The sequence below is a fragment of the Pseudomonas sp. B40(2017) genome, assembly GCF_002112855.1.
In the GTDB taxonomy this organism is placed as follows: domain Bacteria; phylum Pseudomonadota; class Gammaproteobacteria; order Pseudomonadales; family Pseudomonadaceae; genus Aquipseudomonas; species Aquipseudomonas pharyngis.
Map to the genome: position 1 here is coordinate 74,253 of NZ_NEIT01000001.1, position 24,077 is coordinate 98,329.

At 61.9% G+C, this 24,077-nt stretch carries 23 protein-coding genes; 18 read left to right on the plus strand and 5 right to left on the minus strand.

The window, feature by feature from the left end; translation table 11 throughout:
* Window positions 1-64: 64 nt before the first annotated feature.
* From CAF76_RS00345 to CAF76_RS00400, 12 genes are all read left to right on the plus strand, one after another.
* On the plus strand, window positions 65-1,393 hold the full coding sequence (locus CAF76_RS00345; protein WP_178076152.1) for a D-arabinono-1,4-lactone oxidase: 1,329 nt from the start codon (window positions 65-67) through the stop codon (window positions 1,391-1,393).
* Between the two features lie 74 nt (window positions 1,394-1,467).
* The gene (locus tag CAF76_RS00350; RefSeq protein ID WP_178076153.1) at window positions 1,468-2,676 is read left to right on the plus strand and encodes a DSD1 family PLP-dependent enzyme; all 1,209 of its coding nucleotides are present in this window, start codon (window positions 1,468-1,470) and stop codon (window positions 2,674-2,676) included.
* Between the two features lie 275 nt (window positions 2,677-2,951).
* On the plus strand, window positions 2,952-3,563 hold the full coding sequence (locus CAF76_RS00355) for a transposase (RefSeq protein WP_082934408.1): 612 nt from the start codon (window positions 2,952-2,954) through the stop codon (window positions 3,561-3,563).
* Window positions 3,564-3,634: 71 nt separating this feature from the next.
* Window positions 3,635-5,230 (plus strand): ShlB/FhaC/HecB family hemolysin secretion/activation protein, encoded by a 1,596-nt coding sequence (locus CAF76_RS00360; RefSeq protein ID WP_085611750.1) that lies wholly within the window; start codon window positions 3,635-3,637, stop codon window positions 5,228-5,230.
* 14 nt (window positions 5,231-5,244) lie between these two features.
* Window positions 5,245-7,044 carry a DUF2341 domain-containing protein gene (locus tag CAF76_RS00365; protein WP_085646436.1) on the plus strand — a complete coding sequence of 600 codons (1,800 nt, stop codon included), beginning with the start codon at window positions 5,245-5,247 and terminating at the stop codon, window positions 7,042-7,044.
* 11 nt (window positions 7,045-7,055) lie between these two features.
* Entirely contained in the window at window positions 7,056-7,481 is a 426-nt protein-coding gene (locus tag CAF76_RS00370; RefSeq protein ID WP_007955109.1) for a biopolymer transporter ExbD, read from the plus strand.
* Between the two features lie 3 nt (window positions 7,482-7,484).
* Complete coding sequence (locus tag CAF76_RS00375; RefSeq protein WP_085646437.1) at window positions 7,485-8,189, plus strand: energy transducer TonB; 705 nt, start codon at window positions 7,485-7,487, stop codon at window positions 8,187-8,189.
* A gap of 39 nt (window positions 8,190-8,228) precedes the next feature.
* Complete coding sequence (locus CAF76_RS00380) at window positions 8,229-9,926, plus strand: putative porin (protein ID WP_007955107.1); 1,698 nt, start codon at window positions 8,229-8,231, stop codon at window positions 9,924-9,926.
* A 16-nt stretch (window positions 9,927-9,942) separates the two neighbouring features.
* Window positions 9,943-10,572, plus strand: coding sequence for a DNA repair protein (locus CAF76_RS00385; protein ID WP_085646438.1), 630 nt, complete (start codon window positions 9,943-9,945; stop codon window positions 10,570-10,572).
* Between the two features lie 29 nt (window positions 10,573-10,601).
* Window positions 10,602-11,069, plus strand: coding sequence for a YbjN domain-containing protein (locus CAF76_RS00390; RefSeq protein WP_085646439.1), 468 nt, complete (start codon window positions 10,602-10,604; stop codon window positions 11,067-11,069).
* Window positions 11,066-12,013: a peptidylprolyl isomerase gene (locus CAF76_RS00395; RefSeq protein ID WP_085646440.1), complete on the plus strand. Its 948-nt coding sequence runs from the start codon at window positions 11,066-11,068 to the stop codon at window positions 12,011-12,013. Before CAF76_RS00390 ends, CAF76_RS00395 begins: the two co-directional genes overlap by 4 nt.
* Window positions 12,014-12,084: 71 nt before the next feature.
* Complete coding sequence (locus CAF76_RS00400) at window positions 12,085-13,062, plus strand: LysR family transcriptional regulator (RefSeq protein ID WP_085646441.1); 978 nt, start codon at window positions 12,085-12,087, stop codon at window positions 13,060-13,062.
* A gap of 75 nt (window positions 13,063-13,137) precedes the next feature.
* On the opposite strand, the gene CAF76_RS00405 is transcribed toward CAF76_RS00400, so the two are convergent.
* Window positions 13,138-13,509, minus strand: a complete 372-nt coding sequence (locus CAF76_RS00405; protein ID WP_085646442.1) for a DUF6124 family protein — start codon at window positions 13,507-13,509, stop codon at window positions 13,138-13,140.
* Between the two features lie 379 nt (window positions 13,510-13,888).
* Here CAF76_RS00405 and CAF76_RS00410 point away from each other — a divergent pair, with 379 nt between their 5' ends.
* Both CAF76_RS00410 and CAF76_RS00415 read left to right on the plus strand, forming a co-directional pair.
* The gene (locus CAF76_RS00410) at window positions 13,889-14,398 is read left to right on the plus strand and encodes a GNAT family N-acetyltransferase (protein WP_085646443.1); all 510 of its coding nucleotides are present in this window, start codon (window positions 13,889-13,891) and stop codon (window positions 14,396-14,398) included.
* A 115-nt stretch (window positions 14,399-14,513) separates the two neighbouring features.
* Window positions 14,514-15,005 carry a hypothetical protein gene (locus CAF76_RS00415; protein WP_085646444.1) on the plus strand — a complete coding sequence of 164 codons (492 nt, stop codon included), beginning with the start codon at window positions 14,514-14,516 and terminating at the stop codon, window positions 15,003-15,005.
* 246 nt (window positions 15,006-15,251) lie between these two features.
* Here the strand turns inward: CAF76_RS00415 and CAF76_RS00420 are convergent, their stop codons facing one another.
* Both CAF76_RS00420 and ccoN read right to left on the minus strand, forming a co-directional pair.
* Complete coding sequence (locus CAF76_RS00420) at window positions 15,252-15,473, minus strand: hypothetical protein (protein WP_064596255.1); 222 nt, start codon at window positions 15,471-15,473, stop codon at window positions 15,252-15,254.
* Between the two features lie 15 nt (window positions 15,474-15,488).
* Window positions 15,489-16,916 (minus strand): cytochrome-c oxidase, cbb3-type subunit I, encoded by a 1,428-nt coding sequence (gene ccoN / locus CAF76_RS00425; RefSeq protein ID WP_085646849.1) that lies wholly within the window; start codon window positions 16,914-16,916, stop codon window positions 15,489-15,491.
* A gap of 352 nt (window positions 16,917-17,268) precedes the next feature.
* On the opposite strand from ccoN, the gene CAF76_RS00435 reads away from it, so the two are divergent.
* The 4 genes from CAF76_RS00435 to CAF76_RS00450 all read left to right on the plus strand — a co-directional run bounded on the left by CAF76_RS00435 (window position 17,269) and on the right by CAF76_RS00450 (window position 21,350).
* Complete coding sequence (locus CAF76_RS00435; protein ID WP_085646445.1) at window positions 17,269-18,942, plus strand: nitrite/sulfite reductase; 1,674 nt, start codon at window positions 17,269-17,271, stop codon at window positions 18,940-18,942.
* Complete coding sequence (locus CAF76_RS00440) at window positions 18,939-19,418, plus strand: DUF934 domain-containing protein (protein ID WP_085646446.1); 480 nt, start codon at window positions 18,939-18,941, stop codon at window positions 19,416-19,418. The genes CAF76_RS00435 and CAF76_RS00440 overlap by 4 nt, the downstream gene beginning before the upstream one ends.
* A 129-nt stretch (window positions 19,419-19,547) precedes the next feature.
* Window positions 19,548-20,522, plus strand: coding sequence for a hypothetical protein (locus CAF76_RS00445; RefSeq protein ID WP_064381826.1), 975 nt, complete (start codon window positions 19,548-19,550; stop codon window positions 20,520-20,522).
* A gap of 156 nt (window positions 20,523-20,678) precedes the next feature.
* Complete coding sequence (locus tag CAF76_RS00450) at window positions 20,679-21,350, plus strand: DUF3313 domain-containing protein (RefSeq protein WP_085646447.1); 672 nt, start codon at window positions 20,679-20,681, stop codon at window positions 21,348-21,350.
* Between the two features lie 49 nt (window positions 21,351-21,399).
* On the opposite strand, the gene CAF76_RS00455 is transcribed toward CAF76_RS00450, so the two are convergent.
* Window positions 21,400-22,395: a DUF3829 domain-containing protein gene (locus tag CAF76_RS00455; RefSeq protein ID WP_085646448.1), complete on the minus strand. Its 996-nt coding sequence runs from the start codon at window positions 22,393-22,395 to the stop codon at window positions 21,400-21,402.
* The gene (locus CAF76_RS00460) at window positions 22,392-24,038 is read right to left on the minus strand and encodes a J domain-containing protein (protein WP_085646449.1); all 1,647 of its coding nucleotides are present in this window, start codon (window positions 24,036-24,038) and stop codon (window positions 22,392-22,394) included. The genes CAF76_RS00455 and CAF76_RS00460 overlap by 4 nt, the downstream gene beginning before the upstream one ends.
* Window positions 24,039-24,077 lie beyond the last annotated feature (39 nt).

Genomic DNA, 24,077 nt, shown 5'->3' on the forward strand with positions numbered 1-24,077 from the left:
GCCGATAGATCTGACACGCCGGCAGTTGTTGCAACGGGCAAGCATCGTCGGCGCGTTCAGCGCGCTGGCTTCCAATCCGGCGCTGGGCCAGTTGATGCGCGCGCCGCGGCTGATTCCCTGGCGCAACTGGTCGGGCGGGCAGAGTTGCCTGCCGGCGGCGCGGGTGGCGCCGAAGAATCTCGATGAGCTGACGACGGTCATTCAGCAGGCACCGGGCAAGATTCGTCCGGTCGGTTCGGCGCATTCCTTCAGTGCGCTGGTGCCCACCGATGGCACGTTGCTGTCGTTGAGCTATTTCAATGGTCTGCTCGATCACGACCCGAAAACCCTGCAAGCCGAATTCGCCGCGGGCACTCCGATGTCGCGCATGGGCGTGCCGCTCAAGGACATCGGCCAGGCCCTGCAAAACATGGCCGACATCGATTACCAGACCCTCGCCGGGGCGATTTCCACCTCGACCCACGGCACCGGCAAAACCTTCCAGTCCTACTCGGCCCACGTCTGCGGACTGCAACTGGTGACCGCCAGTGGCGAGGTGCTGGACTGCGACAGCCAGCGTCATCCCGAAGTGTTCAACGCCGCGCGGGTATCCCTCGGCGCGTTGGGCGTGGCGACCAAAATCCGCCTGCAAAACCGCCCGGCCTATCGCCTGCGGGAAACCCAGTGGATCGCCAAGACCGAAGAACTGCTCGAAGACCTGGACAAGAACACCCGCGAAAACCAGCACTGGGAAATGCTCGTCGTCACCCATTCCGATTACGCCTTGTCGATCGCCCTCAACGAAACCACTGACCCGCCCACGCCGCCGATCCCGCCCGAAGAGGAGGGCGGCAACGAGTTCGTGACGTTGATCGAGAAGATCGACAAGTACGGCAGCGATTTCCCGAACCTGCGCAGTTCGCTGCTCAACAGCCTGCGGCACCTGGCGAGTTTCGACGACCGGGTCGGCGACTCGTTCGACATCTACGCCAACGTGCGCACCGTGCGTTTCAACGAGATGGAATATTCGGTGCCCGCCGAACACGGCCCGGCCTGCCTGCGCGAGATTCTCAAACTGATCCGCGACAAAGACCTGCGCACCTGGTTTCCCATCGAGTACCGCTACGTGAAGGCTGACGACATTCCGCTGAGCATGTTCGAAGGCCGCGACAGCTGTTCGATCTCGGTCCACCAGCATTACCAGATGGACCATCACAACTTTTTCGCCGCCGTCGAGCCGATCTTCTGGAAGTACAACGGCCGCCCGCACTGGGGCAAGTTGCACACGCTCAATGCCCGCACGCTGCAAACGCTCTATCCGCGCTGGCAGGAATTCATTCAGGTACGCCAGGCGCTGGACCCGAACGGCAAGTTTCTCAACGGGCATCTTTTGTCGATTCTGGGGGTGAGCTGATGGCGGTCAATCGACGTGATTTCGTGCTGGGTACGTTGGGTGTCGGTGCGTTGCTGGTGGGCGTGGGTGCGTGGCTGCGGCCGGGGGATCGCGGCGGGCCTTACAGCGACTATTTCCGAGCGCTGAACAACGAACTCAAGGCCAACGGCCCGATGCGCCCGGTGTTGCTGATCGATCTGGATCGCCTCGATCACAACATCGACGTGGTAATGCGCTCGGTCAAACGCGCAGGTAAGCAGTTGCGGCTGGTGGAAAAGTCGCTGCCGTCACCGGGCCTGCTCAGTTACATCGCTCAACGGGCAGGGACGCAGCGACTGATGTCGTTTCATCAGCCGTTTCTCAATCACGATGCGGTGACGTTTCCGCAGTCGGACATTCTGCTCGGCAAGCCGTTGCCGGTCCGTTCTGCCGAGCTGTTCTATCAAACCCACAAAGGTCCGTTCGACCCGACGAAGCAACTGCAATGGCTGATCGACAACCCCGAACGCTTGCAGCAATACCTCGCGCTGGCCCAGGGATTGGGCACGCGGATGCGGATCAATATCGAGCTCGACGTCGGCCTGCACCGGGGCGGCGTCAGTGACGTGAACGTGCTCGGGCAGATGCTCACGCTGATCGCCGCCAACCCGCAGCACCTGGAGTTCGCCGGGTTCATGGGCTACGACCCGTTCGTGGGCATGGGCGTGCCGGGGATTCTTGGCTCGCCCGAGGAACTGTTTGCCAAGGTGATGGTGATTTATCAGCGCTGCATCGACTTCACCCGGCAGCAATATCCGGCGCTGTGGCATGACGGCTTGTGCCTGAACACCGCCGGCAGCCCTAGTTATCGCATGCATGAAAACGAACACCTGAGCAGTGAAGTGTCGGTGGGGACGGCGATGCTCAAGCCGACGCATTACGATCTGCCGTCGCTGGTTGAACATGAACCTGCCGCGTACATCGCCACGCCGGTGCTGAAAAGCACGGGGGCGGTGAATATTCCGGCGCTGGATGACAAGTCGAAACTGTTTTCGTGGTGGGACACCAACCAGCGGCAGACCTTTTTCATCTACGGCGGCAACTGGATGGCCGAGTTCGAATCACCGCCCGGATTGCAGAGCAATGGTGTTTACGGCCGTAGCTCGAATCAGGAGATGGTCAATGGTTCGAATGCCGTGGGGCTGACTGTGGAGGATCAAGTGTTCCTGCGTCCGACCCAGACTGAAGCCGTCCTCCTTCAATTCGGCGATTTGCTGGCGGTGCGTGGCGGCAAGATTGTCGATACCTGGCCGGTCTACACCTGACTCAAAACCACCACAAATCCCCCCTGTGGGAGCGAGCCTGCTCGCGAAGGCGTCCTGTCAGTCAGCATCTATTTGACTGGCACACCGCATTCGCGAGCAGGCTCGCTCCCACAGGGTTTTGTGTTGTCTGCCAAATCCCGATCAATTTCTGTAATGAAGCTTTTATGACAAAAGTTCGGTAGCACATCGCCAGTCCGGTCATGCCTATGTAACGCGCTTGAGGGGCCCTGAGGGGCGCTTTTCACAAGCCGAGGCGGGACGCCGGGAGTGAGGCAATGGGGACTATGGAACGCTACTCGAAAGTGGGCATGCAGGAACTCGATCAACGCCTGTCGAAGATCGTCGAAGCCGCGCGCAAGAAGCCGGTTTCGGTGTATCGCTACGGCGCGCCGTGGGTCTGGATCGTGTCGCAGGATGACTGGCAGGGCGCCTTGAAAGAGGTCTCCAGCTACATTCCGCCGGGGCATTCGCTGGTGCTGCTGCGCCCGCAGATCGACGATTTGCTCGACGCCCACCGCGACCTCCTGCACGACCTCAATGCCCAACCCGGCATGCTGATCGCCCCGCAGACGGTCATGCACATCCTGCTCCTGCAACTGCTGTATTCGGTGCCCAGCGAGCAGCAGCTCTACGAACAGCTCAATTACAACCTGCTGTTCCGCTGGTTCGTCGGCCTGGGCCTGAACCAGAAAGTCTGGAGCTTCAACGTCCTCAGTCGCGACATCGCCACGCTGCTCAACGAGCCGCGTGCGGTGCAGCTCATCCAGAAAATCATCGGTGAAGTGTTCTGCGGCGCGCTGCTGCAAATGCCCGAGTTCTCGCTGAACTTCGCGCTGCTGCACACCTGGCTGGGCAAGCACGCCGCGGTCCCGCACGTCAGCAATTAACAACGCCAGTCATTGACGCACACGCAAGGCGCAAAAGCGCCAACAGGTCATCGCGAATTTCAGGGGGTAGTGTGGAGCAGATTTTCACGTCACGGCTGGCGCTGTGGGGCTGGCTGCTGGTGACGGCCGGCGCGCAGCCGGCGTTCGCCGAAGAGGCCGAGAACGCAGCGGCGCAGCGTCTGGTGGACGTCAACGAATACTTCGTGCGCGGCAACACCGTGCTCGATGCGCGGGCGATCGAAGAAGCGGTGTACCCGTTCCTCGGCCCGCAAAAAGCCTTGAGCGACATCGAAGGCGCGCGGGATGCCCTGCAAAAGGCCTATCAGGAGCGCGGTTATCAATCGGTGTTCGTCGAACTGCCGGAGCAGGCGGTGGCCGACGGCATCGTCTACCTGCAAGTCAGCGAAACCAAGGTCGGCCGGGTGCGGGTGGTCGGCGCCAAACACTATTCGCCGCTGGATATTCGCGACAATGTCCCGGCGCTGAAGGAAGGCGAGGTGCCGGACTTCGCCAAGGTTCAGGGTGAACTGGCGCAGCTCAACAAGACCCCGGGTCGGCAGGTGATGCCGCTGGTGCGCGAAGGCCAGCGCCCCGGCACCATGGATGTGGACTTGCAGGTCGAAGACCAGAACCCGTGGACCGCCAGCGTGGGGCTGAACAACGACTACAGCGCCGACACCGAAAAACTGCGCACCGTCACCAGTCTTGGTTACAACAACCTTTGGCAGTTGGGGCACAGCGTCAACCTGACGTTCTTCACCGCGCCGCAGGAGACTGACAACGCCAAGGTCTGGTCCGGCTCTTACACCGCGCCGCTGACCGAGCGCTGGAGCGTGCAGTTCTCCGGTTACCAGTCCGACAGCAACGTCGCCACCATCGGCGGCAGCAACGTGCTCGGCAAGGGCCATTCCTACGGCGTAGCGGCGATCTACACGATCCCGTCCAGCGGCAACTGGTCGAACTCGCTGTCGGCCGGCATCGACTTCAAGGACTTCGACGAACGCCTGACCCTGTCCGGCGAGAGCGATAAGGTGCCGCTCAAATACGCACCGTTCACCTTCGCCTACAACGGCTATCGCTACAGCGAAAAGAGCCAGCTCGGCCTGGGTCTGAGCCTGGTCGCCGCCACTCGCAGCATCTTTGGCTACGGCAGCTCCGACGAAGACTTCGACTACAAACGCTACCGCGCCAACCCGAGTTTCGCCGTGCTCAAGGGCGATACCAACTTTACCTGGACCTTCGACAGCGACTGGCAGAGCGCGAGTAAAGCCGCGTTCCAGCTGGCGTCGGGGCCGCTGGTTTCCAACGAACAATTCTCCGCCGGTGGCGCCACTTCGGTGCGCGGTTATCTGGCTGCCGAACGCACCGCCGATGACGGCTTCCTGTTGAGCGAAGAGCTGCGCACACCGTCGCTGGCCAAGTACGTCGGCGGCTGGATGCAGGACTGGCGCTTCTACGCCTTCGCCGAGGGCGCGCAACTCTACCTGCGCGACGAACTGCCGGATCAGGACGCCAATTACGCCCTGGCCAGCGTCGGCCTCGGCACCCGCGCCAGCCTGAGCAAATGGCTGTCCGGCAGCCTCGACTGGGGCTATCCGCTACTCGAAGGGCCGAACACCTCGAAACAGGAATCGCGCCTGCACTTCAACCTTCAGGCCACTTTCTAACAGGAGCACTTTTCATGCAGCGCCTTTTCATTTCGTTGTTGATCTGCCTGGGCTTCGTGCTCCCGGCCACGGCTCAGGCCTGGTGGCAGGATGACTGGCATTACCGCAAACAGATCGCCGTCGACACCACGCCGCAAGGCGCCGCGATCAATCAGGCCCTCGGCCGCACCGCGCTGTTGGTGCGCCTGCACACCGGCAATTTCACCTTCGACGGCGTGAAAGAGGACGGCTCGGACCTGCGTTTTGTCGCCGCCGATGACAAGACCGTGCTCAACCACCAGATCGAAAGTTTCGACGCGCTGATGGGCATGGCGCTGATCTGGGTCGATGTGCCGAATGTCGAGGGCGGTCAGCGTCAGGACATCTGGATGTATTACGGCAATCAGAAAGCCCCGGCGACCGGCAACGGCCAACTGACGTTCGATCCGAATTACACCGCGCTCTATCACTTCGACGGCGCCACCGGCACTCCGGCGAAAGACACTACTGCTTACGGCAACACCGCGCAGAGCGCGACCGGCGCAAGCATTGACGGCGTAGTAGGGCGGGCCTTGCAGTTCAGCGGCCAGCCGTTGCTGTTGCCGGCCAGTCCGTCGTTGCAGCACAACGCTGGCAGCGCGTTCACCTTCAGTGCCTGGCTGCGACTGGATCAGGCCAATGGCGAGCAACTGATCCTGGCCCGCCGCGAAGGTGCCAACAGCCTGCTGGTCGGTGTGAATCAGGGCGTGCCGTTCGTGGACATCGACGGCCAGCGCGCCGTCGCCACGCAACCGCTGAATCCCGGCCAATGGCAGCACGTCGCGCTGACCGCCGAAGGGGCGAAAGTGACGCTGTACATCAACGGTCGCGAGGGTGCGACACTGGCTCAGGCGATGCCGGCGTTCAACTCGGTCATGGCCATCGGCGCGGATCTGCACGAAGGTCCTTTCCAGCCGTTCGTGGGCGCCATCGATGAACTGCGCCTGTCGAAAGTCGCCCGTCCGGCGCCGCTGCTTTTGGCCGACGCCACTTCCCAGGGCGCCGAGTCGAAACTGGTGGCTTACGGCGTCGATGAAGAACAGTCCGGCTTCGGTTTCGGCAGCCTCGGCTTCCTGCTCAACGCGGTGCCGGTGGACGCCTGGGTGATCATCGCGGTGCTGGTGCTGATGATGTTCCAGTCGTGGATCATCATGCTGCGCAAGAACCGCACCCTGAGCCGCGTCACTGCTGCCAACGAAGACTTCCGCGTGCAATTCGCCAAGGTCGGCACCCGCCTGGAAATGTTCGCCGACGACACTCAACTCGCCCAGCGCCTGCAGCACTCGCCGCTGTGGCGTCTGTATCAAGTAGCGGTAAAAGAGATCCGCACCCGCCGCGAGCAGGGCGCCGATACCTCGTCGGTTTCCGCTGCAACCATCGAAGCCATCCGCTGCTCGATGGACGGCGTGCGCACCCGGGAAAACCAGCAACTGAGCTCGAAACTCTCGACCCTGTCCAACGCCATCGCCGGCGGCCCGTACATCGGCCTGCTCGGCACGGTGCTGGGGATCATGGTGGTGTTCCTCGGCACGGCCATGGCCGGCGACGTCAACATCAACGCCATCGCGCCGGGTATGGCCGCAGCCTTGCTGGCGACCGCCATGGGCCTGTTCGTCGCGATCCCGGCGTTGTTTGGCTACAACCGCCTGATCACCCGCAACAAGGAAGTCAGCGCCGACATGCGCGTGTTCGTCGACGAGTTCATTACCCGGCTGGCGGAGATGCACGGCGAAGGCCAGTCCAGTGAAGCGGCGCATCAGCGCGGTCATCACGCCAACCACTCCGTACCGGCCTGAGGAGCAAAGACATGGCGTCCGTAAATGCCTCCCACGACGATGACGAAGATGCCGCAGTGGACAGCATCAACATCACGCCTCTGGTGGACGTGCTGATGGTGGTGCTGGTGATGTTCATCCTCACCGCCACCGCGCAGGTCTCCGGGATCCAGATCAACCTGCCCAAGGCCAGCGCCGCCGTGTCGCTGTCCGAGGCCAAGACCAAGGCGATTTCGGTCAACGACGGCGGCCAGGTGTTCCTCGACGCCTACCCGGTGACCTTGCCGGAGCTGGAAGAACGCCTGCGGATCGAGAAGGCGCAGAACCCGGACTTCCCGGTGATCGTGCGCGGCGACGCTACGGTGCAGTACCAGAAAGTCATCGAAGTGCTGGACCTGCTGCGCCGGCTCGAACTGTCCCAGGTCGGTCTCGTTACCGGCAAACCGACGCAGGGCTGAGTGATGACTGCACAACTGCCAATCGAGCCTTTGCCGGTGAAGAAGTCGCCACTGCGCTACGCGAAGTGGGGCGCCGGGCTGCTGCTGAGCGCCATTGCGGCGTTTCTGTTGTGGCAGTGGGCCAACGACATGAGCGGCATCCGCCGGGAAGCGCCGAAGGTGCCGACGATCATTCCGTTGCCGCCACCGCCACCACCGCCGCCGGAAAAACCGCCGGAGCCGGAAACCCCGGTGGAAGAAAAAATCGTCGAGCCCGAGCCAACGCCCGAACCGCAAGAGGTCAAGCCCGAGGAAGAGGCACCGCCATCGCCGGCGGACGACCTGGCCAACCCGATGCAAATGGACGGCGACGCCCAGAGCGGCAGCGACGCCTTCAACATCGGCGCGGGCAAGGGCGGCGGCATGGCCGGTTCCGGTGGTGGGCGGCTGGGCAACGGCACCTACAGCCAGTTCCTGGCGTTCACTTTCCAGAAGCTGCTGCGCGAGAACCCCGACCTGCGCAACCTCGCGTTTTCGCTGCAGGCCGATGTGTGGCTGAGCAGCGTCGGCGAGATCACCCGGGTCGAGCTGATCAAGTCCAGCGGCAACCCCGAGATTGACAGTCAGGTGCTGGCCGCCTTGCGTAACGCGCCCCACCTGAGCGAACGGCCACCGGCCTCCATCACCTTGCCTGTGCGCATGTCCCTGCAAGGGCGGCGTCCGGGTTAACCGAATTCATAAAGCTGTATGAAAAGGAGTTGTGTGCAGATGATTTCCAACGTGAATCGATTGTCCCTGGCGGTCGGCATGGTCATCGCGACCCTGGTCGGTCAGGCCGCGGCAGCGCCTGCGCCCTCGGAGAACGCCACGATCAATCTGATCCGCTTGCTGGTCGAGCAGGGCATTCTGAAACAGGACAAGGCCGACGCGCTGATTGCCCAGGCCCAGAACGAAGCGGCCCAGGCCAAGCAGGCTGCCGCATCCACCGCCGTGGCAGCCGGGCCGGTCGCAGCGCCTGGCGATGTGCGGGTGCAATACGTGCCGGCCGCGGTGCGCGACCAGATCCGCGATCAGGTCAAGGCCGAGGTCATGGCCACCGCCAAGCAGGAAAACTGGGCTGCGCCCAACACCTTCCCGGACTGGGCGTCGCGCATCAGCTTCGACGGCGACATTCGCCTGCGTGACGAATCGCGCTATTACTCGGGCAGCAACAGCAACGAAATCGTCGACTTCGCCAAGCTCAACAACAACGGCCCATACGACGTGAACCCCAACAGCAGCACCGCGTTGCCGCCGTTGCTCAACACCCGCGAAGACCGCGAAAACCTGTTCCGCCTGCGCGCCCGACTGGGCATGAAAGCGGTGATCTCGCCGGAATGGACCGCCGGCATCCGCATCGGCACCGGCTCGGACAACAACCCGGTGTCGACCACCCAGAACCTCGGCGGCGGCTTCTCGAAAAAGGACATCTGGCTCGATCAGGGTTACCTGACCTGGAAGCCGTCGGATGAGCTGACTCTGACCGGTGGCCGTTTCGCCAACCCGTTCATGTCCACCGACATGCTGTATTCCAACGACCTGAACTTCGACGGTGTGGCGGCGATTTTCGACCACAAGCTCAGCCGCGACTGGGGCGTGTTCGGCACCGTCGGCGCGTTCCCGGTGGACTACACCAACGACACCACCACCAGCAACGGCTTCGACAAGGAAGAAAGCGACAACAAATGGCTGTACGGCGCGCAGATCGGCGCCAAATGGGCGATCAACAGCAACAACCGCTTGAAAGGCGCGCTGGCCTACTACCGCTTCGACGACATCGAAGGCCAGCGCTCCAGTCCTTGCGAACCCTGGGCCGGCGCACCGGGCTGCGACAGCGACGGCACCCGCGCAGCATTCATGCAGAAGGGCAACAGCGTGTTCCTGCTGCGTGACATCACGCCGAACCCGCTCAACCCGACCACCACGCCGCAACCGCAGTTCGTTGGTCTCGCTTCCGAGTTCAACCTGCTCGACCTCAACGTGGTGTGGGACGCCGACCTGCCGGAAGACTTCAAACTGCGCAGCCAGGGCAACTACATCCACAACCTCGGCTACGACGAAGGCGACATGCGCAAGCGTTCGGCCGGGCAACTGGTCAACAACCTCGACAGCAACGGCAACATCGAAAGCGGCGCCAATGCGTGGATGGTCCAGTTCACCCTCGGCAACGCGTTGGAGCTGAAGAAGCAGGGCGACTGGAACCTGTTCGCCGGCTACAAGTACATCCAGCCGGATGCCTTGCCGGACGGCTTCAACGATTCGTCGTTCCACCTCGGCGGCACCAACGCCAAGGGCTACTTCCTGGGCGGCAATTACGGCCTGGCGAAGAACGTCTACGCCACCGGCCGCTGGCTGAGTTCGGAAGCGGTGTATGGCGCGCCGTTCGACATCGACGTCATGCAGCTCGAGATCAATACGCGCTTCTAAGCGCCGGGAGAGGGTTATGAAAATCCGCTGTTTATGGCTTGGGCTCGGGATGTTGATCGCCACCGGGGCGAGCGCCGAAGGCATGGAGGAGCGCCTGCGCACCCAGTTGCGCAGCACCACCCAGCAGCTGCAAACCCTGCAAAGCCAGCAGGCCCAGGCCAGCGCCGCGCAACTGGCGGCGCAGAACGAAGCCAAGGCTGCGCAGGCGCAAATCAAGCAATTGACCGCGGAACTGGCCAAGGCCAAAGGCCTCGCCGAGCAACTGGCCGGGCAGCAGCAAGCCCTGCACAGCCAGGCCCAGGCGCAAGTCGCGGCCAGCAACGAGCAGACCGGCAAGTTCAAGAAAGCCTATGACGAGTTGTTGGTCATGGCCCGTGCCAAAGAGGCAGAACGGTCTAAGCTTCAAGCGCAATTGGCTGAACGTGACACACAAGTGCAGCAATGTTCGGTCAAGAATCAGCAGATGTACGGCGTGGCCAAGCAGATTCTCAGCGCCTACGAAAACATCGATGTGGCCGAGGTGATGAAGATCCGCCAGCCCTTCGCCGGCAGTGCCCGGGTCAAGTTCGATGAACTGGCTCAGGGCTTTGGCGATGAACTGTACAAGACTCAATTCGATGCGCCGCAAGCCGCGATCGCGCACTGATTAAAAGACTCATGGACAAGGAAGAAGTAATGACTCAATTGATCTCCCACGTATCCCCGCAATCCCTGACCGACGTGCTGCAAGCCGCCGGTTACCGCGTCAACCAGACCGAACAGAACGGCATCGTCCAGTTGCTCAGCGCCAGCCAGGGCATCGGCTATGCCGTGCGTTTCGGCAACCCTGCGGTGGTGGAGCAGGGCAGCTACGTCGACTTCACCTTCAGCTGCGCCTTGCGCGTGCAGGGTGAGTTGCCGGCGGGTGTGGCCGAGCAGTGGAACGCAACACGCCGGTTTGCCCGATTGTCGTTGCAGGGCGAGTTTCTGGTGATGGAAATGGACGTGGTGGTGGCCGCTGGCGTCAGCGGCGATTACCTGCGCGGCAACCTGGAACTGTGGGATCGCCTGTTGCAGGAGTTCATCGTGTATCTGCGTGATTTCACCCAGAACGCTGCTGCCACCCAGGCTCCAAAGGTTGAGCAAGAGGAAGTCGCGCTGTGACAAAACCTGCCATGGTAATCAGCGCCGCTGCGGTGGCGCTGTTGGTGGTGGCCGTGGCGCTGGTGGTGCGGCCGGGCAATGACCCGGTCGCCGCCCAGCAACCGGCGCCGGTCATTGCGGCCAACAGCGGGCCTGCGGTGGCGCGGTTGGGCAATCAGCAGGTGTCGCCGGAGGAATTGCAGGCGCTGCTGGCCGCCGTACCGCCACAGACCCGCGAGCAACTGCGTGGCAATCGCGAGGCGCTGGAGCGCTGGATTCGTTCACGCCTGGCCGAAAAAGCCGTGCTCGAACAGGCCGACGCCCAAGGCTGGGCGCGGCGTCCGGAGGTAGTTCGGCAAACCCGTGCAGCCACCGAACAGATCGTGTTCCGCGACTATTTGCAGTCGGTGAGCCAAGTGCCGGCGGATTACCCGAGCGCTGCTGAATTGCAGCAGGCATATGACGCGGGCAAGGCCAACTGGCAGACGCCGGCGCTGTATCGGGTCAGCCAGATTTTCCTCGGAGTGAATGAGCCACAGAACCTTGAGGCGGTGCGCAAGCAGGCGACGGAGTTGAGCAAGAAAGCCCAGGCAACCCCAGCTGGCTTTGCGGCGTTGGCCAAGGAGTTTTCCCAAGATCGCCTGACCGCTGAACGCGGCGGCGACACCGGCCTGCAACCGTTGCAGCAACTGGTGCCGGAAGTACGTGGCGCCGTGGCACGGCTCAAGGTTGGCGCGGTCTCCGATCCCGTTCAAAGCAGCGCCGGTTTCCACGTGATCAAACTCACCGAACAACAACCGGCCCGCACCGCGACCCTCGACGAATTGCGTGATCAACTGACCCAGGCCTTGCGGGCACAGCGTCAGGAACAGATCGCCCAGGCCTATCTGGACGGCATGCTCAACACCGCAACGCTGAGCATCGACGGGGCCGAGCTCAACAAGGTGCTGGAGGGAAAACTGTAATTCAGATCCACCGCAGCTCCCACAGGGAATGTGTGCAAAGGCAAACAACAAAGATCGACAGGGAGTCATCGATGTCATTCACCGAACCCGCAGCACGACCGAGCAGCGCCGATTTCCGCTGGCCCCGGGACAAGGACGAACCCTGGCTGGCGCAAGCCGCAACCCTGGACGGCGACGTCGCGCAATACTTTCTGGTCAGCGCCCGTTGCGGCTGCTTCATGCAGGCCGCCCGCAGCCTCAACGTGCGCTCGACCCTGCTGCGCAAGCAACTGGCGCAGCTCGAACAGCAACTGCAATGCGCGCTGTTCAGCTTTCAGGGCAGCGCCCTCAGCCTGACCCGCGAAGGCCAGCAATTGCAGGCGCAACTGATCGCTTTGGCCCACGAACGCAAGCTGCCGGTGATTGAGCAGCCCTTGATCAGGCTGGCCGTCGCCGAATCGATCCTGCATGACATCCTTGGCCGCGACCTCATCGCACTGCTGCGCCGCAACGCCAGCGTGCGCCTCGAGATCATCGCCCTCGACAGCGAACTGGCCCTGCGCGCGGTCAGCGCCGACATCGTGCTGTGGCTCGCCCACGGCGATACCCCGCATCCGGGCCCGACCTTCGCCACCAGCGAACCGCAACGCCTTGCACAACTGGAATACCAGCCGCACATCGCCAAACGCTATTCGCGCGTGACTGCACGCCCGGAAAGCCCCGATGACCTCGCCGATTTCATGCTGGTGCAATGGCAGCACGATCGGCAGATCGACAGCTTTCGGCCGTGGAATGAACTGGTTGAACAGCGTCTGGCCGGCGTGGTGCAGATGCAGTCTTACGAGCTGATGCTGGAGATGATTCGTTGCAGCGCGTGCATCGGGTTGTTGCCGATGTACATGAGCCGGTTTGATCGCGGGTTGGTGGCGTTGCCGGGGTTGTTTGAGGAGGCGATGCGGTTGCAGGCTTGGTTGGCGGTGAACAGTGAATCGCAGGAGGTTGAAGAGGTGCAGGTACTGGTGGAGTTGATACGGCGGACGTTCAATGAGCGACAGGAGTGGTTTGAATAGCTGCATAAATTTTGTTCTGGTTTTTTAAACAGACTCAAAAAACGGCCCATGCAGGGCCGTTTTTGGTTTCAGCACTCAGGGCCGCGGCTCAGCCGCCAACTCCAGATTATCCAGCGCCCGGTTCACCGCCAGTTCGCCGAGCATGATCAACTGCGCAATCCCCAGCAGCACATGCCGATGCGAGCCGTCCACCAGCCCGGCGAAATCGGTGGCCATGGTTTTGGCCGAGGTCAGGGTTTCGCAAGCGTCGGCCAGCAGTTCTTCGCTGTCGATGCCGGGGGCGATGAGGTAGCGGGTGTTGGGTTTGAGCAGCGGTTTTCTGGGGAGCAGGGGATTGAAGTAGTGGTCGAGGGCGCGTTCGGCGGCTTCGTGGAAGGTCTTTGAGTCGAGGGATTCGTAGGGCGAGGTGGTGTCGGTTTCGGGTGGGTTTGGCGTTGGTTTGATCATGATTGAATCTCCAGAGTCATGGAGCCGCCACGATTCGCTGCGATACGAAGAGGTGGCAGCTATACGCGGGTCGCAGACCGGGACTCTAGAACCGGCAGACCCGAGGGTCTCCCACGTACAGCCGCCATAAACTGGAGGATGTTGTGCGTCTAGAGATCGCGGGCTGCGAGACCCGATCACTGATTCGTCAGCGACCCGGAAACGATAGAGCTGGCCCCCAAGGCGCACAAGCCGGCGGATTCTGGCGGATGCGTAGGCAATGGCGCAAGCCGTTGTGGCTTGCCGGACGTTTCGGTCAACGGCTTTAAACAGTCGTGGCGAATCCGTGAAGAAGCGGTTTACAGTGACCGGCCACGCACTGATCCAGGAGGGATCTTTCATGCCTGAGCACAACCCCGCCATTCACCTCGAGCGCTACAACGAATCCCACGTCGAGGGCATCACCGCGCTCTATAACGACCCGGCCGTGACCCGGCAGGTGTTGCAGATGCCGTTTCAGACCACCGAGGTCTGGCGCAAACGCCTGGCGCCGGACAACGAGCGGGTGGTGCAACTGGTGGCGCTGCATCAGGGGGTGGTGATCGGCAATCTGGGGCTGGAGCAGTATTCGCGGATTCGCCGCAGCCATGCGGGCAGTGTCGGCATGGCCGTTGCGGTCGCGTGGCAGGGCAAGGGCGTGGGTTCGAAGCTGTTGGCAACGGCGCTGGACGTCGCCGACAACTGGATGAACCTGCACCGGGTCGAGCTTTCGGTGTACGCCGACAACGAGGCGGCCATCGGCCTCTATCGCAAGTTCGGCTTCGAAACCGAAGGCCTGTTCCGCGATTACGCGGTGCGTGACGGGCAATGGGTCGACACCCTGAGCATGGCGCGCCTGCGCAAACGCTGACCTTTTGTCAGCCAATGGCTAACGAGGCGACCGTGCAGGCAAATGACTTGCACGGCCGTCACCGGCATCTGCCATGCTCGAAGTCCGCAGCATCGCTCCTTGAAGGAACACCGCAATGGACGACGTACAGCAACTGGGCGAAATGCTTCGCCACTATGCCGACAGCGAAGCGCACAAGAAGCAACTGTTCGAGACGCAATCGGCGACCTGGGCTACACGGATTACCGAGTTGTTCGGGCAGATTCAGCAATGGCTGGAACCGGTACAGGCGCCGGGGTTGCTGGAGGTCAGTCGCGAGGCTTATGTGGCGTTCGGGCCGAGCACTCCGGTTGAGACCTCAACCTTCAAGGCTGAGAAACTGAGCATCGTGATTGCCGGAAAACCGGTGGAGTTCGTGCCGGATGTGATGGGCAGTGGCGGGCAGATTTCGCTGGCGGTGATGGGGCTGACGGCAGCGCGTTATGGGAGTGTTTCGTTGGTGGGGCTGCCGGGTGGGGAGTGGCAGTGGCGCAAGACCAATGGGTTGAAGGATCCGGATACCTTTGCCTTCGATGCGAATTTTCTCGCGCAGCAACTGCAGAGCCTCATCCCTCGCGACCGCACCTAAGATCAAAAGCCTACCCCCTCATCGGAACGCCGCCCGCCCAACCCTCTCCCCCAAGGGGGCGAGGGGGAAAGGGAGCAGATCTTCGTGGTTGTCAAAAACTCAGTTCACGGGGAAAGGGCAGTTCTTCGTTGTTGATATTGCATTCACCTTCGATTTTTCAGGTCGGCGTAACTCGAAAGTACAACCCGGTCAGTTCCCTCTCCCTCTGGGAGAGGGCTAGGGTGAGGGCCGCGCGGCTGACACACCTCACATCTCAAGATTCACCCACCCCGGCTTCGCCACCTCCGGCGCCACCGCTTTCACGGTTTTACCAGTAGCCAACTCAACCCGTCGCGCCACCTCCGGATCATCCGCAAACGGCGTCAGACTCGCCTCATCCAGACTCTCGGCCGTCTCGTGCCGCAGGCAGTACTCAACCGCCAGCCACAGAAACACCACGCCCAACACATTCAATAAAACATCGAACATGATCAGCTCCCTTGATCAGGCGATCTGCGCTTCACGATGGGCGAGTGCAACGTCGGCAACCCGCACCGTGCGCCACACGTTATAGGCCATCAGCAACATGCCGCTGAGGAAGAACACCCCGCCGGCAAAGCGCACGATGAACCCCGGATGACTGGCCTGCAGCGCTTCGACGAACGAATAGGTCAGCGTGCCGTCCTCGTTGATCGCCCGCCACATCAGGCCCTGAGTAATGCCGTTGACCCACATCGAAGCGATGTACAACACCGTGCCAATGGTCGCCAGCCAGAAGTGCAGGTTGATCAGCGGCGTACTGTGCATGCGCTCGCGGCCAAACACCTTGGGCACCATGTGATAGGTTGCGCCGAAGGTGATCATCGCCACCCAGCCCAGCGCCCCGGCGTGGACGTGGCCGATGGTCCAGTCGGTGTAGTGGGAGAGGGCATTGACGGTCTTGATCGCCATCATCGGCCCTTCGAAGGTCGACATGCCGTAGAAAGCCAGCGACAAAACCAGGAAGCGCAGGATCGGGTCGGTGCGCAATTTATGCCACGCGCCGGAGAGGGTCATCATCCCGTTGATCATCCCGCCCCAGCTCGGCGCCAGCAGGATCAGCGACATCGCCATGCCCAGCGACTGCGCCCAGTCCGGCAGTGCGGTGTAGTGCAAATGGTGCGGGCCGGCCCAGATGTACAGGGTGATCAGCGCCCAGAAATGCACGATCGACAACCGGTACGAATACACCGGCCGATTCACTTGCTTGGGCACGAAGTAGTACATCATCCCGAGGAACCCGGTGGTCAGGAAGAACCCCACCGCGTTGTGGCCGTACCACCATTGCACCATCGCGTCAGTGGCGCCTGAATACACCGGATAGGACTTGAACCAGTCCACCGGAATCGACAGGTGATTGACCACGTGCAGCATGGCGATCACCAGGATGAACGCGCCGAAGAACCAGTTGCCGACGTAGATGTGTTTGGTCTTGCGCTGTACCACGGTGGTGAAGAACACCACGGCATACGCGACCCAGACTATCGCCATCCAGACTGCGCCGGAGAATTCGATCTCGGCGTATTCCTTGGTGGTGGTGTAGCCCATCGGCAGGGTGACCAGCATGATCACGATCACCGATTGCCAGCCCCAGAAGGTGAACGCTGCGAGCTTGTCCGAGTACAGCCGCACCTGGCAGGTGCGCTGCACCGCGTAGTAGCTTGCGGCGAATTGCGCGCTGCCGGCGAAACCGAAAATCACCAGGCTCGTGTGCAACGGTCGCAAGCGGCCGAAGGTGGTCCAGGGCAGGTCCAGATTCATGTCCGGCCATACCAGTTGCGAGGCGATCCATACCCCCATCGCCATGCCCACGACACCCCAGAAAACAGTCGCGATGACGAATTGGCGGACGACCTTGTAGTTATAAGCCTGTCCGATTGTTGCTGTGCTCATGGTCAGTTCATCCACGGTTGCAAAGTCTTGCCAGGCCACCCGGTCTGGCTCGAACTGCACTGTAGAAACCCCACCGGAAACAAAACAGGCTCAGGAATTGATCATTTATGCGGATCAGATCCAGGCGCTGCCTGCGGCCATCTGCCGCGTCCTGATACGGTTTTTATGCGTTCAGGTGAATCTGTTGTGCACTGCGCCGTTCGTCCATAGTCGTGAAAAATCCTGTGGGAGCGGGCTTGCTCGCGAATGCGGAGTGTCAGCCAACAAGTCAGTTGCCTGACACTCCGCATTCGCGAGCAAGCCCGCTCCCACAGTTCTTGACCGCGATCAAAACTGATGAGGTAGCCGCTGCATGTACCAGTACGATGATTACGACCGGGCGCTGGTGTTCGAGCGCGTTGCGCAGTTTCGCGATCAGGTCGAGCGCTTCATGGCCGGGGAGTTGAGCGAAGAAGAGTTCCTGCCGCTGCGCCTGCAGAACGGTCTGTACCTGCAAAAGCACGCCTACATGCTGCGGGTGGCGATTCCCTACGGCACCTTGAGCGCCGAACAGATGCGCACACTGGCAAGCATCGCCCGGGACTACGACCGTGGTTACGGCCACTTCACCACCCGGCAGAACATGCAGTTCAACTGGATCGAACTGCACGAGGTGCCGGACATTCTCGAGCGTCTGGCCCAGGTCAACATGCATGCGATCCAGACCTCGGGCAATTGCGTGCGCAACATCACCACCGAAGCCTTCGCCGGGGTCGCGGCAGATGAACTGATCGACCCGCGTCCGCTGGCGGAAATCCTGCGGCAATGGTCGACGATCAACCCGGAATTCCTGTTCCTGCCGCGCAAGTTCAAGATCGCCATCTGCTCGGCGAAGCAGGATCGCGCGGCGATCATGATGCACGACATCGGCCTCTACCTTTACCCCGGCCGTGACGGGCAAATGCTGCTGCGAGTGATCGTCGGCGGCGGTCTGGGGCGCACGCCTATCCTTGGATTGCAGATCCGCGACGGCCTGCCGTGGCAACACTTGCTGTCTTACGTCGAGGCGGTTTTGCGGGTCTACAACCGCCACGGCCGGCGCGACAACAAGTACAAGGCGCGGATCAAGATTCTGGTCAAGGCGCTGGGCATCGAGGCGTTCGCCAAAGAGGTCGAGGAGGAATGGCAACACCTCAAGGACGGCCCGGCGCAACTGACCGAGGCTGAATACCAGCGCGTCGCCAGTGCCTTTGTGCCGCCGAGCTACCGCACGCTGGCGGGTACCGATCTGGATTTCGGCACGCACCTGGCCGACAACCCGGCGTTCGCCCGTTGGGTCGCTCGCAACGTTCAGCCGCACAAAGTGCCGGGCTATACCAGCGTCGTGCTGTCGACCAAACCGGGCCTGGCCTCGCCGCCGGGGGACGTCACCGATGCGCAGATGCAGGCCGTGGCTGACTGGTCCGAGCGCTTCGGTTTCGGCGAAATCCGCATCGCCCACGAGCAGAACATCGTCCTGCCGGATGTGCCCAAGTCCGAGCTGTTCGCGCTGTGGCAACTGGCGAAAGAGCACGGGCTGGGCGCCGCCAACGTCGGCCTGCTGACCGACATCATTGCCTGCCCCGGCGGTGATTTCTGTGCGCTGGCCAACGCCAAGTCGATCCCGATTGCCCAGGCGATTCAGGCGCGCTTCGACAACCTCGATTACCTACACGACGTCGGTGACATCAGCCTGAATATTTCCGGCTGCATGAACGCCTGCGGCCATCACCACATCGGCAACATCGGGATTCTCGGCGTCGATAAGAACGGCAGCGAGTGGTACCAGATCACCCTCGGTGGCGCGCAAGGCAAGAACAGTGCGCTGGGCAAAGTCATCGGCCCGTCGTTCAGCGCCGCCGAAGTACCGCAGGTGATCGAGCGGATCATCGGCACCTTCGTGCGTTATCGCGAAGCTGAAGAATTGTTCGTCGATACCGTGGCGCGCATCGGACTGGAGCCGTTCAAGGAGCGGGTCTACCCGAAAGCGTTGGAGGCCTCGGTATGAACAATCTGCTGCGGATGGAGGCGAGTGGGGCGCGGATCGTGCTCGATGATCCATGGACGCTGATCCGCTCGCCTGAAACAGAGCCCAGCGCCGGGATGTTGATTCTGCCGCTGGCCCACTGGCTCGAATCGCCCTCGACCCATGCGGTCTGGCTCGGCCCGGACGACGGCGTCGAAAGCCTGCTGCCATGGCTGAGCTCGCTGCCACTGATCGCCCTCGACTTCCCGAGCTTTCGCGACGGCCGCGCCTACAGCCAGGCCTATCTGCTGCGCAGCCGCTTCGGCTGGAAAGGTGAGTTGCGCGCCATCGGCGATGTACTGCGCGATCAACTGAGCCACATGCGCCAGTGCGGTTTCGACAGCTTCGCCGTGCGCGAGGACAAGTCCGCCGAAGATGCGCTCAAGGGCCTGGCCGGGATGAGCGTGTTGTACGGGCGCTCGGTGATCGAGCCGCGACCGTTGTTCCGGCGCAGGTGATGCAGGGGAAACCCTTAGAACCTTGATGAATCGGGGATTTTTCCTTGGGTCGATGGTGGCCTTTTGGTAGAGTCCCCGTCGCCAGCGGGTTTTCGGCTGGACGACGGAACGAAGAAGGGAGTCTGATCAGTGAGTCCGGGCAAAAAAATTCTGGGCATCACCGCGTTGCTGCTGATGGTGACGCTGTGGGCCGGTTACATCTATGTGTTCAACGAAAACCGTGGCGGTCAGCTCGGTGGTGTCGGCGAAAGCACCGCCTGGTGCGGCACGCCGCCGAACACCGAAGCGGCGCTGCTGGGCAAGGATCAACTGACCCTGCGCATCACCAACAACCTGCGCGGCGAGTTCATGCTCAGCGGCGCGGTGGTGGTGTCCGAACGTACCTTCAACCGCTATGACCTGGGCCGCAACGAACTGCGTCTTCGCCTGGAACCGTTGCAATGGTCGTTTGGCGTCACGCCGATCTTCCTCGAACAGGTGAAAGTCCTGCCCCTGAGCCGCAACCTCGCCTCGACCGACAAGAGCGCCTTCGCCGAACTCGAATCGCGGCCGATCAGCGTCCAGGGCCGGGTCACCGAGTTTCCTTTCGACACCTATCGCTACGGCTACAAGCCAGTCCTGTATTACCTCAAGGGTAGCGAGCGCATCGACCTGCGCTTCAAGAACATCACCACGCTGATGGAGATGTCCAACACCTTCACGCCGATCCAGAAGTACAACCGCGCCGATTACATCAACGAGAAAAACTCGATGATCCGCGACGAGGACTACAAGGCCTACGGCCCCCACGAATGCGCATTCAGCGTCGAGCGCAAAGGCTCGTTCAAGGTCGTGGTGCTGTTGATGCTGCTGGTGCTGTGCCTGCCGTTGCTGCTGGTGTTCTACCGCGATGAGCCGGGGATCGACTTCCTTGCCACGCTGGTGGGGATTGGCGTAGTGCGCACGGTGCTGGTGGGGCCGGTGCAGGATTTCCAGCTGTACAACATTGATTTTCTGTTCGGTGCGGCGATTCTGCTGGTGGGCACGGTGTCGCTGATCAAGGCGATGCGGGCCAACAGCCGGCGGGAGATGGCGTTGCGCAGCGGAGAGACTTCGAGCTGGTAGAAGAAAGCCTTGAGCACCTGTGATGGTCCGGACCTTTCAAAGGTCCGGACCCGACGTTGCGCAATGTTGGGGTTTCTGATCGCAAACGGCGCGAATTTAGCTATACCTGTAACTCCCCCGACGCAATAAATTCGGCCTTCCGACAGGAGTTACAGCATGAAGCTAGCCGTAATGATGAGCACCCTGTGCATTGCCACGCTGGGCGTGGTGGGTTGCTCCAGCAAAACCGTCGCACCCGACGAGTACTCAGGCTTCCTCAAGGACTACAGCCAGCTGAGGGAGGCCAAATCCCCGTCGGGGGCCGAAGTGATGCGCTGGATCGACCCGAAAGTCGACATCGGCAAATTCACCAGCTTCTACGTCGAACCGACCCAGCTCTATCCCAAACCGCAACCTACCGTGAAGATTCCGCAGCAGACCCTTAACGGCATCACCAGCTATTACGATCAGGCGCTCAAGCGTGAACTGGGTAAATCCCTGCCGCTGGCCTCGGGCCCTGGGCCGGGTGTGATTGTGGTACGTGCGGCGATCACCGCCGTGAGCAGCAAGACCGAAGGCCTGCATGCTTATGAGGTGATTCCGGTGGCATTGGTGGCGGCAGCGGTCAGCACCGCCAGCGGCATTCGCGATCAGGAAACCACGTTGGCGACCGAAGCGGTGTTCCTCGATGGCGGCACCAACAAGGTGGCGGCGCAGGTGGTGCGCAAAGGCACCGGCAAACCGCTGGAAAACGATTCGCAGGTGATGAAGGCCGATGACGTGAAAGGCGTGATCGATGGCTGGGCGGCGGATCTGCATCAGTCCTACCTCAAGCTCAAGGCCAAGTAAGACCGGCACGCCGGGTCGCCTCTGAGGACGATCCGGCGTGTGCACTGCGTCAGAAGCTGGCGCGGGCCAGGCGGTTGTAATGGCTGAGCAAGCCGTCGTAACGGCGGGTCACGGCGTAGTAGTCCTCGCTCAAACGCTCGGGCTTGGCGTGGTTCTGCCAGTCGGCTTGCAGGGTGTTCAATGCTTCGAGATAGTTTTGCCCCGGCTCGCCGATGCGCAGCCACAGGTCCCGTGCGGCATCGGTCTTGTTCTGGAATCCACCCGTGCGCGGCGCGAGGTAGGGTTCGCGACGGTTCCACGCCTGTTGCAGCTTTGCGGTGGTGTCGGCCAGCAACTTCGGGGTCAGGGTGCGGTTTTTCATCGCTTCGTCGAGCACGTCGATGGTCTCCCGCGCCTGAATCATGTACGCCAGCAAGTCCCAGTGAATGTCCCGGCCCAGACGCGCCTCGATCAGCTTGAGCTGTTCGGGACGTTGCGCGGCGTCGAGCGACATCAGGCTTTGCCGCAGAGCGGTCGAGGCGCCGATGTACTCCTGTGACACACGCTCGATGGCAGCGAGTTCTCCAGAGGAGGGCTGTTGTGATCCGGAGATGAAGCTCGCCTCTCGGTAAAAACGCGTGGGGGCAATGGTGGTCGTGACGTGACTCAGCGCCCGGACGTACTCGTTCGCCTGTCGCGCCAGTTCAGGCTGCCACGCCAGAAGATCGAGTTTTTCCGTGAGGCCCTGACCGCAGACATCGCGCTGAATGTCTCGCACATTGAACGCGTCGCTGTCGTCGAAATCATTGAGGCTCTTCAACCAGCGCTGGTCGCGGGGCAAGGGCGGTTGAGGGTTCTTGTAGCGGTCGTAGGCCACTCGCCATTGCACGTCGATCCGGTTGACGCAGGCAATCACCGGGCTCAGGGCATTGGCTTGGGCGGTGATCGGTGCATCGCGCTCGTCCAGCCAGAGGTCCAGCTGAAGGAACGGGCGGGTCGCGCCCGTCAGCCCCATGATCACCAGCGCGAAGAAGATCCCGACGCAAAACATCACTCTGGTGGTCATGGGCGCGCCTCCTTGCCGTACCACTGTTCATCGGTGGCCGGTGCGCTGCATTCGGCGGTAGTGGCCGGCAAGCGGCTGCACAGGCGTTCGGTCCAGGGTTGCAGGCCCTGATTGCGATTGACCGTGCCTTGGCTGGCGACCACTTTGAACACGCCGAGCACGATGGCTAAAACCAAGATTCCGAGGATCGTCACGCCGACTTTCACGGCAGGTTGGTTCTCTTCCCAGGACCCCCGTGGCCTGGACCGCCAGCGCCGCACCAGTCCGAAGGTCGCCAGGGTCAAGGCATACACCCCGCCGGCAATCGGGCCGAAAAACCAGCTGAGCCCGGCCACCATCAACGCGCCGGGCACCAGGTCGCGCAACACGCCGAACGGCGGCGAGTCTTTGAGGGATCCGGGGCAAAGAACAGCGCTGAGCCGGTCATCCAGCCGCCATACGCGATGGGCGACGTTGTGCACCAGCCAATTGAGCCCGGCCACGATCACGCCGAACACCACGGTCGAGATCATGACGATATTGATCAGCCCGCTGAGGCGCAGGCCCAGCGGAATGTAATGGGTGAACGCACCGATCAGGCAGGCCAGCACAACGCCCACATACGTCGGCCAGTCATTGAAGCTCAGTTCCCAGCTTTGCCAGAAAAACGCCGTGCCGCCGGGCATCTGCGCGCAGACCTTGGGGTGATTGGCGTACAGCTCCGAACTCAACTTGCGGCATTGCGCCCAGTCGTCCTCGCGCAGGCGTCGGGCCAGTGCGCGACGGGCGCTGAACGAGCCGGTGCCCAGCAGCAGGCGGGCGGCGCGGTGTTCGGGGGTGACGGCGGGCTCCGTGGCCAGTTGTTGCTGGTGAGCCAGGAAAAGCGGCGCATTCTGGCGAGCCAGCAGGCGTTGCCATTCGCCGTCAGGGCAGGGATTTCCCGTGCAGCCGTGCCAGCCTTGACCGGCGCGCACCCGTTCGAAAATCTCGGGAGACCAGACCGGGGCATCCAGCAGTAAATGGCTGAGCATCCGGTTGAACCATTCCTGATGTTGCTGAATCGCCAACCAGTTGTGATCCGCGCAATGCTCGTAAGCCTGGAGAAATCCGTCGACGTCTTCCCGTTCAAGGGAATCACTCATCGGTTGCGTAATGCGCGCGCGTTGTTGATCCAGCAACAGGTCGATCGATATCTCGTCCAACTCGAGGCGTTGCCAGGCGCTGAACCAGAAGAAGGTCGGGATGGCCCAGTCCACCAGCGTCTGCGAAGTGTCAGGGTGTTCAATGCAATGGTGCAGCACCGTGTCTTCGAAGAAGTGCGCGCAACCCTGTTCGAGGGTGACGGCATGGCGATGATTCAGCTCTTCAACGCTGAGTCCATCCAGCGAACGGGTCGCCAGTTGCAGGGCATCGACCTCAATCACGCTCAGGCCACTCAGATCCCAGGATTCTTCAATACCCTGTTCTTGCTCTTCGTCCTGATTCTGCTCGTGATACTGCTGCCATTCCTTGTACGCCAGCGCCTGCTCATAGGCATCGCGCAGCCGCTGGAAACCCTCGGGGTCGTCGTCGGGGCGGGTCTGCTTGAGCAGGACGGCATATTGGCGTTTGATCGTGCGCACATCGGCGTCAGCCGACAGGCCAAGGACGGTCCAGCAACTCATTGCGATGACAACTCCATAAAAAACTACGACGCGATCCAG

What these genes read in the sequence shown, in the direction of transcription:
- CAF76_RS00410 (WP_085646443.1), top strand. Translation starts at nt 13,889, where the DNA reads ATGCCTGAGCACAACCCCGCCATTCACCTCGAGCGCTACAACGAATCC.
- CAF76_RS00365 (WP_085646436.1), top strand. Translation starts at nt 5,245, where the DNA reads ATGCAGCGCCTTTTCATTTCGTTGTTGATCTGCCTGGGCTTCGTGCTC.
- CAF76_RS00390 (WP_085646439.1), top strand. Translation starts at nt 10,602, where the DNA reads ATGACTCAATTGATCTCCCACGTATCCCCGCAATCCCTGACCGACGTG.
- CAF76_RS00400 (WP_085646441.1), top strand. Translation starts at nt 12,085, where the DNA reads ATGTCATTCACCGAACCCGCAGCACGACCGAGCAGCGCCGATTTCCGC.
- CAF76_RS00375 (WP_085646437.1), top strand. Translation starts at nt 7,485, where the DNA reads ATGACTGCACAACTGCCAATCGAGCCTTTGCCGGTGAAGAAGTCGCCA.
- CAF76_RS00455 (WP_085646448.1), bottom strand. Translation starts at nt 22,395, where the DNA reads ATGACCACCAGAGTGATGTTTTGCGTCGGGATCTTCTTCGCGCTGGTG.
- CAF76_RS00435 (WP_085646445.1), top strand. Translation starts at nt 17,269, where the DNA reads ATGTACCAGTACGATGATTACGACCGGGCGCTGGTGTTCGAGCGCGTT.
- CAF76_RS00415 (WP_085646444.1), top strand. Translation starts at nt 14,514, where the DNA reads ATGGACGACGTACAGCAACTGGGCGAAATGCTTCGCCACTATGCCGAC.
- CAF76_RS00380 (WP_007955107.1), top strand. Translation starts at nt 8,229, where the DNA reads ATGATTTCCAACGTGAATCGATTGTCCCTGGCGGTCGGCATGGTCATC.
- ccoN (WP_085646849.1), bottom strand. Translation starts at nt 16,916, where the DNA reads ATGAGCACAGCAACAATCGGACAGGCTTATAACTACAAGGTCGTCCGC.
- CAF76_RS00460 (WP_085646449.1), bottom strand. Translation starts at nt 24,038, where the DNA reads ATGAGTTGCTGGACCGTCCTTGGCCTGTCGGCTGACGCCGATGTGCGC.
- CAF76_RS00370 (WP_007955109.1), top strand. Translation starts at nt 7,056, where the DNA reads ATGGCGTCCGTAAATGCCTCCCACGACGATGACGAAGATGCCGCAGTG.
- CAF76_RS00355 (WP_082934408.1), top strand. Translation starts at nt 2,952, where the DNA reads ATGGGGACTATGGAACGCTACTCGAAAGTGGGCATGCAGGAACTCGAT.
- CAF76_RS00405 (WP_085646442.1), bottom strand. Translation starts at nt 13,509, where the DNA reads ATGATCAAACCAACGCCAAACCCACCCGAAACCGACACCACCTCGCCC.
- CAF76_RS00440 (WP_085646446.1), top strand. Translation starts at nt 18,939, where the DNA reads ATGAACAATCTGCTGCGGATGGAGGCGAGTGGGGCGCGGATCGTGCTC.
- CAF76_RS00420 (WP_064596255.1), bottom strand. Translation starts at nt 15,473, where the DNA reads ATGTTCGATGTTTTATTGAATGTGTTGGGCGTGGTGTTTCTGTGGCTG.
- CAF76_RS00385 (WP_085646438.1), top strand. Translation starts at nt 9,943, where the DNA reads ATGAAAATCCGCTGTTTATGGCTTGGGCTCGGGATGTTGATCGCCACC.
- CAF76_RS00450 (WP_085646447.1), top strand. Translation starts at nt 20,679, where the DNA reads ATGAAGCTAGCCGTAATGATGAGCACCCTGTGCATTGCCACGCTGGGC.